Annotated in this window: 8 protein-coding genes; 1 reads left to right on the top strand and 7 read right to left on the bottom strand. The window is 48.8% G+C overall.

Annotated elements, in window-relative coordinates; all coding sequences use genetic code 11:
* The coding region (locus BMZ24_RS19830) for a hypothetical protein (protein WP_161949158.1) at positions 1-461 on the top strand (461 nt) is incomplete at its 5' end.
* An 802-nt stretch (positions 462-1263) separates the two neighbouring features.
* On the opposite strand, the gene BMZ24_RS12925 is transcribed toward BMZ24_RS19830, so the two are convergent.
* The 7 genes from BMZ24_RS12925 to BMZ24_RS19535 form a co-directional block, all read right to left on the bottom strand.
* Complete coding sequence (locus tag BMZ24_RS12925) at positions 1264-1776, bottom strand: ParB/RepB/Spo0J family partition protein (RefSeq protein WP_161949157.1); 513 nt, start codon at positions 1774-1776, stop codon at positions 1264-1266.
* A 96-nt stretch (positions 1777-1872) separates the two neighbouring features.
* On the bottom strand, positions 1873-3306 hold the full coding sequence (locus BMZ24_RS12920; RefSeq protein WP_161949156.1) for an SEC-C domain-containing protein: 1434 nt from the start codon (positions 3304-3306) through the stop codon (positions 1873-1875).
* Positions 3303-3800: a Mov34/MPN/PAD-1 family protein gene (locus BMZ24_RS12915; RefSeq protein ID WP_161949155.1), complete on the bottom strand. Its 498-nt coding sequence runs from the start codon at positions 3798-3800 to the stop codon at positions 3303-3305. The genes BMZ24_RS12920 and BMZ24_RS12915 overlap by 4 nt, the downstream gene beginning before the upstream one ends.
* Positions 3788-5695, bottom strand: a complete 1908-nt coding sequence (locus BMZ24_RS12910; RefSeq protein WP_161949154.1) for a ThiF family adenylyltransferase — start codon at positions 5693-5695, stop codon at positions 3788-3790. Before BMZ24_RS12910 ends, BMZ24_RS12915 begins: the two co-directional genes overlap by 13 nt.
* A complete protein-coding gene (locus tag BMZ24_RS12905; RefSeq protein WP_092192943.1) occupies positions 5688-6725 on the bottom strand; it encodes a cyclic GMP-AMP synthase DncV-like nucleotidyltransferase in 1038 nt (345 codons plus the stop codon). Before BMZ24_RS12905 ends, BMZ24_RS12910 begins: the two co-directional genes overlap by 8 nt.
* Positions 6722-7828 (bottom strand): CBASS cGAMP-activated phospholipase, encoded by a 1107-nt coding sequence (locus BMZ24_RS12900; RefSeq protein WP_092192941.1) that lies wholly within the window; start codon positions 7826-7828, stop codon positions 6722-6724. The genes BMZ24_RS12905 and BMZ24_RS12900 overlap by 4 nt, the downstream gene beginning before the upstream one ends.
* 70 nt (positions 7829-7898) lie before the next feature.
* Positions 7899-8621 carry a hypothetical protein gene (locus BMZ24_RS19535; RefSeq protein WP_143077914.1) on the bottom strand — a complete coding sequence of 241 codons (723 nt, stop codon included), beginning with the start codon at positions 8619-8621 and terminating at the stop codon, positions 7899-7901.
* Positions 8622-8750 lie beyond the last annotated feature (129 nt).

Raw genomic sequence — 8750 nt, 5'->3', positions numbered from 1 at the left:
CCAGCGTCGCTTCGCTCCGATTTCCTGGTCAGTTTCAGCCGGAACAGGTGGGCGGTTTGCCGTGGAATCACTGGTCAGTTTGTCCGGAATGCGCAGATATTGATGACTGTGAGCCTGATGAGTCTCTCTCTGGGCTGGGAGCATGCATTGAGGACGTTGTTAAGGATCTGGAAGAGGAATTGGAATGGTACGTTCGGATGAAGGCGGAGCAGTTGAATATTTTGTCTATTGATCAGGATTTGGTGTCGATTCTTTGTAAAGATGAAAACTATGTGGCGATTGCGAAGGCTTCAGTCACCTTGATGGACGGTCGAAAGTATTCACGATTTGGATATGCAGGTGCTGGCAAAATTCCAACTTCCGATCCTAAATTATTGGTCACGATGGCTCTGGGGGATGCTACTTTTAACGCAATCTCATCCGTAGAGGATCTGCCTATGCCAAGCGCAGCTGGCAAGTAAATATCTGTTCATCGGGTTTCATCCAACGGTCAGGTTGAACATGACCATGTCCAAATGGAAGAGTATAGGCATCATCATGCTGAAGAGATATCTATTGATCAGCCTGATAGCCTGAACAGAATGGGCTTTGGTCAAGACCCAACCATTCATGAAGTGATGACGCGGCGCAAGAAAAAGGCGATGACGTTGATCAGCACTCCCTCGGGTTTGAGATGGGTCACGCGGTAGCGCGAGTAAGCCTGCCACGCAAAAGTAATTCGAACGTATCTATAAAAATGTACCAAAAAAAAGTATAGATCATTTTGAGTACGCGTATATAAGATTTAGTAAAAGTTTTGATCAGTTGTGTGGACGTGAAGCTGGTGCTATCATCAAAGAGTTAAATAAAAAAAAGTCATCGATCATTTTGAAAATTTATTTTAAGAGAAGATGTTGGATTTTATTTTCTTACATCTTCTCTATTTTTAAAATTGTGAATTTTTGATATAATCTGGTGGTGCGATATATTTTGCTGCTTGATCATAAATATATAAATTTACAGTATAAAAAGTCTATTATCAGGTGTGATTTGACACATCTAAAAGGCTGAATTTCTGCCTTGTGATGGACAGTACTGATATTAAAAATAGAGGTGTATTGTGGGACATTTTATTCCACCAAATTGTCTCCTGTTTTGATTGCAGCGTTCGCTTTTTTTTGGCGTAGGACCTGTGGCCATCTTCGACGCGTCGAAGACATTTTCGGTTCTTCGACGTTTGATGTGGAATTCATGAAGCCACCACGACCTGAAAAGTGGCCGCGATCAGAGTGTACGAGGTGGCCGTTTTCCGTTGTTTTGGGTGGCCGTTTTCGATTGTACTCCCCGGCCGTTTTCACGTGTTCCGCGCAGTGATAAAAGTTCAGAAACGGTGCTCTCAGCTTTGCCAATCAGTTTTGCCAGGTCGACTTGGGTTTTGTTGACAGACTTGTCTTTGAGTTTTTGTAAGGCCTCTGCGACCTCCATCTGGGATAGGTCCTCGCGGATCAGATTTTCTACAAGACCGAGTTCTGCTGGATCTCCATCGGTGAACCATGCGGGGATTTTTTTGAGGTTCAGAAGTTTATGAGCTTTGTAGCGACGCGACCCAGATACGATGGAAATTGTACCGTCTTCCAACTCCTTCACTACGATAGGATGAATCAGTCCTTTCTTTTGAATTGAATCAACAAGTTTTTGAAATTCATTTTCTTCCATCAATTTTCGAGGCTGATCTGTATTAATTTTTAGTTCGCTCACCGTGAGTTTGTAGATTTTCCCACATTTATACTTTCCCATGGTGTCCCCTTCAGGATGATTCGTTCGATGGCTACTGAATATTGGGTATGTCATCACGCAATAGATATTCTTTCGGCAATTCCTCTTCACCGGGAGTTAAAATCCCAGCTCCGTTCGCGCACGCTCGATTCCTTTCTTCTGAACTTCAAGGTCAGGGCTTCTCTCGGAGTTAAGGATCGCGCTGCGGATCAGGGCATCGACTTTTTCCCGCCCGATGAGTGATTTTGCCGCTTCCCGGGGAGTCTGCCCGTCAAGGATCGGAAGGGGGGTATCGACCCATTGACCCCAGTGGTCGAGAAACATGTTTTCCATGTGTTCCCTCACCGCAGGATCTTGCATCATCTTGTTGTGGAAACCAAGCGGGTCTTCATCGTCTTTGGCGCCCTCGTCAGGATTACGCATGGGCTTTATGCTTGTGGTTTTGAAGTGCGCCTTCTCACCCATCACGTTCTGAATGATTTCCCGGATTTTAGCCGCTCTTTTTTCCGAGTTCACTTCGACGGTCATGGTTTCACTTTCGATGTCTATGTATCCGAGGATGGTGTTTGACATTGGCGTTGCTTTGGCTGTCTCTAGCCGACTCCAGGGGATTGTCACGCCAGCAAGTTCGCCGTTCTCGGTAAAGTCGGCGTTTTCGAGGAGCTGTTCTGGCGACTCCGTCACGCAGAAGTGGACCAGGGCGTCAAAGGCATCTTTCGGGCTTGAGATGCGGTAGTGAAGCGTCTGCAGGGATAGAGGATCGCCATCCGTATTCGACAGAGACGGAGGGTTGATGGCCGCCGCGTACAGTTCCAGAAAAACCTCGCGAATCTCAAATTCGTATTCTGGCAAATCTTTCGTTGAGAGCGCATTTTTCTGGCCTATCAGGGATGTGCGCAGGTCGATGACATGGGTTTTCCATGGCAGAGGGAAGGATATGGGGCTCGCGGCAGAGAGAAATTCAACGTCGTCGACCCTGGAGATGGCACAAAACAAGATGGACCCTTGAGCCAGCCACTCTGAGGCGCTGTGATCGGTGACCCTGTGCGAACTGCCGGTGAGAATGTCGATGCAGGCAAAGCCGTTGCCGGGGAATACGCTCGTTACTTCGTAAAATGAAAAGACCAAGCGACCCACGGATTCAAGGACGTGAAGTTCAAGGCTGTCGATCTTACTTGATCGTTTTTGGCGGTAGAGTTCCGCGATCGTGGTATCGGCGGGGAGGACAATTTCAAAATCAAGTTCATCGATGTCCGGTTGCGTCAGATCCCAGCTACAGAGCATCCAAGGCACCATCACCTGTGAGAGTTCATCGATGGTGTCCTCGTTATCGAGTTCGTCGCCCCAGAGCAGGAATGTGTCGATGGCCTCGTCCATGCCTTCTGCTTCAAGCGTGTTTTGCGCGAAGGTCATGAGCTTGCCAGTCAGGCTTTGGAAGGTTTGGCTGATTCTTCGGTATGAAAAATCCTGACTTTCTTCCTTGGGCAGGCAGCATTTCTTGTATTTTTGTCCACTGCCGCATGGGCATGAGGCGTTCCGGGATATTTTCACCGCACATCTTCTCCCTGAAAGGATTTTTCAACTAACGTTGTAGACATGTTGTTATTTTGCAGACCAACCCACAGCCCCCCCGGGAAGGGATTCGTACCCACGATCACCATGAGCATCGCGTGGAGTTCATGGGTCGACTTCCGGAAGCGACTTTGGAAAGTCTGGTAGTCCATTGGCGAGGGGGTGGGAATAGTCACCGGATGCGTATGCCAATCACCCAAGTAGTGCAGCCCCCTTTCGAATTCGGCGTTGATCTCCCTCTGATCAGCCCGTTGGTTCAAAATGATCTTATTCCAGAATCTTCGATAGGCCGACACCGGTCCGGTCGCCTTCTCTACCTTCATAATGTTCGGGGAGGGGAATGTCCCGAACAGTTGGCCGCCTGCCTCACTGCGCTCCCCTCGCTGCGCGTTCGCTTCAAAGTGGGCAAGGACGTTCGGAGTGAGGGTGACAACTAGGTCGGACCCCTGGGCCGTAAAGGTCAACTCCTGCATACGTGGCAATCCTTGTCCTGATCCCATGGGGCTGTAAAGAAGGTCCCTTCGTGCCTAGGGGGAAGAAAATCGGCAGCCCAGTCGGATTCACGTCCGTCGTGAGCGCTGATCATGCTGGCTGCAGCAACGTACACGCGCTGACTGGGTGATTCAAGCTCTCCGAGAATCACTTCAATAGAAAATTTGGCAGTCATGGATGCGATAGGATTCATCTCCAAGGCACCATACGGCATAAATGAATCTCCGCAGGCCGGGACCAAAGTCTTAAGGAGTCTTTCGCGAGGGAATGTACACGCTTCGCTTTTAACTGTACGCTCCCCTTCTATGCCGCACTCCAAGCATCCGGAAACAGAATTCACAAGCACTGCCTTCCCCGCACAACAGTAAGCCTCCGCCCAAGCAAAAATTGTATCAGGCACGGGTCTCTTCCTACTATGCGATACTAAAAAACGATTCAGGAATAAATTCGACTGAAGTTCGCCGGTTGTGGACAGGATCAAATCTGCCCCAAGAAGCTCTTCTTTGTGCTTCGGGATGTTCAAAGCCTCTTCCCACTTCAAGGGGATCCCATTAAGTGACAGATGCGGAAAACGTCGTAGGAGTGCTCGGCTCGTCTCCTTGGCCTTGTTCCCGCGTATGGTGTCAACTCCCAGCAAATGGCGACCGATATTTCCTGCCTCCATGTCATCATGGTCCAGGATCGTAAGTTGGCCAACGCCCGCCGCGCACAGCATCTCCGCCACCCGGCTTCCGAGGGATCCCGCGCCGACCAAGACCACATGGGATTCGCTTAGTACCTGCTTCTTTTCCGATGCGGAATTGTCCCCCCCTCGGAATCCGAGCCAATCGCCATCGACGCGTGTGATATTGAACGGCAATATCTCGCCACCAAGGCCGAAAAACTGTCTCTGGATCAGATTACTCATACCGGGCTGCCAATAACCGGAAGAAGTCTTTGGACCTTGATTTCTGGATGGTGGAAGCGCAAGTAATCCGGCGAGAGCTGGTCCGTGTTCCGTATCGAACCCAAAGCAAATCGGTAGGTCGTTGCGGCGGCCTTTTGCCACCTTCCTAATGGCCTTCTGGCGTTTTGTAGGAGTGCATGCAAGGAGCACCTCTGCGGCAGCATCGTCCGCCAACGAAAGGAGCGCACGGAGGTGCTTGTTTCTCAAAGGGTATAAACCCGGCATGAGCCCTTCTTTCAGCCAAAGAAACGCTGCGGGTTGTGTATACACCTTAACGTCGGGACCAAAGACGTTCTTGGCCCAAGCCACCCCATCCTCTTGATTTTCAGCGAGGAGGTAACCTGCTTTCTTGTCTCCGGTGAGTGTTAGATGGGATACGACCCGGGATCGCTTTATGGATATTTTAAGAAGAGACCAACGATGCTTCATAGGCGTTTGCTTCAATCTACAAAAATTGGCCCAATAGCTAAGAAATTCTTGTACAAAATGATCTGAGTTTTTACTCGAAAAATTGTCACGCAGAAGATTCGCAGTGGCGTCGAGAAGATTGTTGCAAAGGTCGCGGCACATTGCGTCGTTCAGAGCTGGATATGCATTATCCTGCGGTCCAAGAAGACACAGTCTACCACTGAGCTCGACGTGAGGATACTGTATGGCCATCTTCTCGTGAGGTTCAAGGAGGTAGACGTCGGGAGGAGACAGTGGAAAACAGTTCCGCAGGAAGATCCCTAGGATAACTTTATGGTCATCAACATTAAAAGGGAAAGACCAACCTTTCGCGAATACTCCTTTGGTGGAGGTGCGCTCTTGGATTTCCACGAGGGAGAGCTCTTCAATGTTGCCGACAAGCCGGTTTAGGTGTCGGCAGATACCTCCAGCAGCCTTATAGTAGATTTCTGGGAAAAAAGGTAAAGAGGAGCCTTTAGCCAAAGGTGGTGTCTCCACCCTTGTCTACTGCTTTCTTGGGTATCCCCCCCATCGCGACGAAGCAATTGCGATTCTCGGGATTGTCTTCATCCTCAATGTACTGATCGAAGTAGTGCGTGTTAAAGAACTTATTCCATGCGTCTAGTGCTTGTTTTTTAGTGCAGTCTGGGTCGTCAAGGATTTCGAGCTTCGGGAGCCACTCGTCGAGCTTGGCCTGCAAACTGTCCATCTTTGCCTCGCGCCCGGACGCGAAATTCTCATCGGTTTCGGGGTCGGGGTGTTGGGCTGTTTTGTCACCTCTGTCCAGGCGGGCCTTGATGGTCTTCAATAGAGCATGAAAAGCAATGTCGTCACGATCGCGCTGGGGAACGTACAGTTCGTCGACCAAGACGGAGAAGATTAAACCGCTGGGAAGGTTCCACGATTCCCGACTAGATGCCCAAGCTTTGAGCAAGCACACAAGTCTACGCATCTGGTAGGGTTGATTGTCTTCGGGGCTTTTTTCGGGAACCACCTTCTTGAACCAATTTGTGATGATCTGTGGGTCCGACTCAATCCAGTCTGCGGCGGCCAGTTCGTGGTGTTCAGTGCCGTCGTCATCGGTCCACTCTCGATATACCGGGATGTCGACGTGATAGCCAGTTGCGTAGTGCACGCGGACGCACTTTGGAAGGCACTCGGGCTTCTTCTTGAATCTGTAGCTGTCATCGTCAATCGCATCACGGACCATTTGGCGGGCTGCCAACGCCGTCTTGTCGGCACCCTGGGCACCTTTCAGTTCATCACGGGAGAAGCAGGCCCCGTCATCAATGTCGTAGTCATCATTGGGACGCTGGACCATTGTGTACATCGCGTAGGATCCCTGAATCAGATGATGTGTGGGCGTAGGCATCTTGTTTTTTATCAATCCATTATTCAACCGCTTCCGGTTTGTCTTACGACGCTCCTTCATCTCTTTCCTGTTATCTTCAGGCAGTTTGACCTCGCTCCCATAAAACGCAAATAACTCAGCATGAGTATTTACAGTGGTCATTGATATACCTCCTCATATGGCTTCATCATCTCGAAAACCAGGGCTAAACGACAAAGATCCGCATCTCCGTTTTTGATTTTACTAAGCACCGTCTGCGAATCATGCCTGGCTCTGTCTAGAAGGACCTGGACGGCCTCTTGTGAGGGATTGTCTAGAGCAAGGTGCTGGGCTTCTCCGGAGGAAGGAGACGAACATGGAAGGCGGACGATGTTGGCTTCACATTTCAAGTATCTTGCGATGTGCACAGCCATGTAGCCGTGCCCTGTGGCCTGGGCATCAATGGACAAGCCTAGAGGCCCCACTCCGAAGTTCCAATCGAACACCCCCCGATCGGGATTCGTAATGGCATGTCCAGTTGCCGGAGAACATGTGCCGACGGAAAAGATATCTATAGGCCGATCCTCTTCGCCATTAAGTTTGTTGATATGAAGGGCTTCGATGAGGCCTACCAAAACAGGATTGTTAGCCCAGAGGCCGCCGTCGAGAAAACAGCACTGGCGATACGCATTTCGGTGGTCTTGTATCTTGGCAACCGGGAAGACAATCGGAGCAGCGCTCGTCGCCAGGCAAACATCAGACAGCTTGAAACAGCTGTCTATGGTAAAGTCTGGGTCGTGGGGCGTCTTGAAAACCTTACTACAGGAGGTTTCCGCGTGGACGGCAGGAACGCAAAGGGCGATTCTCCGTTCCCTGTAAAGGTCAGCCAAAGTTGTCGTGCCAAACACGTCTTCGAGCCTTTTCTTCAGAGCCAAACCATTTGCAGATGAGGAGCGTCTGTGCTTCCAGGCCCAGCGTATAAGTGCGCTCCCCTTCCCAGAGGGTTGCGGGCTTGGAAAAATCGAAGGGCCATGCTCACTGTAGAGAGAGACCACTTTGTCGGGGTGAAGCCCCTTTGCTAATGCGCAGGCCAGTATGCCTCCGGTGCTCGTCCCGGCAATCAGGTCGAAGCCGGTACCGATGTCGAGGCCACTTTTCACGCCCCTTAACTGTGCATAGTGGTCCATTATGTCTTTCAGCAATGCGGCAGTGTACAGGCCGCGTATTCCACCGCCATCTATGGTCAGGACTCGAAACGGTATTGCTTTATCCTCTGGCGAACACACCGTGAAACCTCGTCTTTATGACAACTCTAAAAATTCGGACGATCAGTGGCCTAGAGTAGTCACTTAATCATTAAAGATTTATAAATCCTGACACGCATTGGCCACAAACGATTGCTTCTAAATTGAATACGTAGTTTAGCCTGCTTTGTTCTTTATTTTGGAAAAATGATCTAGTAGGGGACTTTTTTTCTATTTTGTAAACATCCCATTGTCCATCATGTGTTCGGATAAGAAATGTCTTGTTAGCTTCGAGTGTTTTATTGGTAAAGTCGACAATAACTATGTCTCCATTTTTTAAATATGAAATTGAGTCTTTATTGTCATGGACCCAATAGCCAGTGTTTTTTGGTGTTAATTTATTTATTTCCATAAAAGATTTTGTAAGGGGGATTCGTGGACTGATATCACTGATGATTGGCCTTCCGTCATTAGTTATTTTTGAGATGTGATTGATGAGGACGATATCGTTATATAGAGAAATATGAAATGAGTCATATTTCTCGCCAATTCCATATGCGATCCAGTCAAAGTTAAATCCCTTATCCTCAAATCTTTTTTTCCATCCAGTTGGTATGTGATTTTTTTGCAGAGCTGGGGTGATATTCGATCGGTTACATTCTAATATCCTTGCAAGTGATGAATAATTTCTTATAACTTTGGCATCAACTAATCTGTTATAAACTTCTTCAAATGTGACACCTGGGATCGCAGTATCGTAATTATTCGCTGGCATTGTGTGTGTTATTCTTGATAAAAAGTTGGCGGGGCATGGAGGGGAGTTTTTGTCCTCCACTCCAGCACTTCTCCTATGCAATTTGCTATGGATTCGTCGATATACCCGCTATAATGATGGTTATCTATGCCCCAGAAGTGCGATTCCCGCCATTAATAACGTTAATTCAGTCATCTTTTTTGCTCCTTC

Origin of the sequence: Desulfomicrobium norvegicum, from assembly GCF_900114595.1 — a bacterium.
GTDB classification, from domain to species: domain Bacteria; phylum Desulfobacterota; class Desulfovibrionia; order Desulfovibrionales; family Desulfomicrobiaceae; genus Desulfomicrobium; species Desulfomicrobium macestii.
Note: the sequence above shows the minus strand (reverse complement) of the source record. Positions and strands in the feature narration are given on the sequence as shown.

Coding starts and splice junctions, on each gene's coding strand:
- BMZ24_RS12905 (WP_092192943.1), bottom strand. CDS start 6,725: ATGACCACTGTAAATACTCATGCTGAGTTATTTGCGTTTTATGGGAGC.
- BMZ24_RS12925 (WP_161949157.1), bottom strand. CDS start 1,776: ATGGGAAAGTATAAATGTGGGAAAATCTACAAACTCACGGTGAGCGAA.
- BMZ24_RS12915 (WP_161949155.1), bottom strand. CDS start 3,800: ATGCAGGAGTTGACCTTTACGGCCCAGGGGTCCGACCTAGTTGTCACC.